The 819-nt window shown below is 42.1% G+C and carries 2 protein-coding genes and 1 pseudogene; all 3 read left to right on the top strand.

All coding sequences use genetic code 11. The annotated features are described in order from the left end of the window. Positions 1-264, top strand: a 264-nt coding sequence (locus ACFINW_RS10030; RefSeq protein ID WP_375674270.1) for a YadA-like family protein, incomplete at its 5' end; no start/stop codon positions are given. A 109-nt stretch (positions 265-373) separates the two neighbouring features. Further along, entirely contained in the window at positions 374-583 is a 210-nt protein-coding gene (locus ACFINW_RS10025; protein ID WP_375674269.1) for a hypothetical protein, read from the top strand. Continuing rightward, positions 584-819: pseudogene (locus ACFINW_RS10020) on the top strand (YadA-like family protein); the annotation flags it as partial. It abuts the gene before it with no gap.

The raw sequence follows: 819 nt of genomic DNA, 5'->3' as shown, positions 1-819 counted from the left end.
ACATTGAATTATGCTATTCAGGATGTTCGGAAAGAAGCAAGACAAGCTGCTGCTATTGGTCTAGCGGTGTCCAACTTGCGTTACAATGATGCACCAGGAAAGTTAAGTGTTGCACTTGGTAGTGGTATATGGCTCAATCAGTCCGCATTTGCTATTGGAGCTGGTTATACATCTGAAGATGGAAATATTCGCTCTAGTCTATCTGTGACAAGTGCCGGAGGGCGCTGGGGTGTAGGTGTAGGATTAAGCTTAACTCTAAATTAATAAAATTTACTACGATTATTTTCAAAAACGCTCCTGTCTATACAAGACAGGGGCGAAAAGAGTTACACGATTAAAAGAACGACTCCCACAAATAACAGTGCCAGCATTAATGTTGAAAATAAAGAAAGAGAAAAGGTGTGAAGAGTGGTGTGTTTTACGCAAATTTGACAGAAGTCGTGGAGGGGGTAGTTGGTTGTTAGATGACAGTGAGCAGCAGATTAAGACAGTTTTTGATGATGCGAAAAAATATGTAGATAAATATTTTTCTGAATCCAAGGATAATGCGATGAGTAATGGTGTTAACGAGTCGAAATCCTAAACCGATATAAAATTTGAAACGTTTAGTTATGACATTAAGAGTGTACGCAAAGAGGCAAGGCAAGCAGCAGCCGTTGGTCTAGCAGTGTCCAACCTACGTTACTTCGACGAGCCGGGATCTTTGAGTGTCTCATTTGGTAGCGGCGCATGGCGTGGACAGTCCGCATTTGCTCTTGGTGCTGGTTATACATCTGAAAACGGAAAAATCCGCTCTAATCTCTCTGCCACGAGTGCTGG

The organism is Bartonella sp. AA18HLJMS (genome assembly GCF_042197245.1).
Lineage (GTDB): Bacteria > Pseudomonadota > Alphaproteobacteria > Rhizobiales > Rhizobiaceae > Bartonella.
This window is presented reverse-complemented; position numbering and strand designations above follow the sequence as displayed.

Bases quoted from the DNA above. Each gene is read 5' to 3' on its own strand.
- ACFINW_RS10025 (WP_375674269.1), top strand. From the start codon at position 374: ATGTTGAAAATAAAGAAAGAGAAAAGGTGTGAAGAGTGGTGTGTTTTA.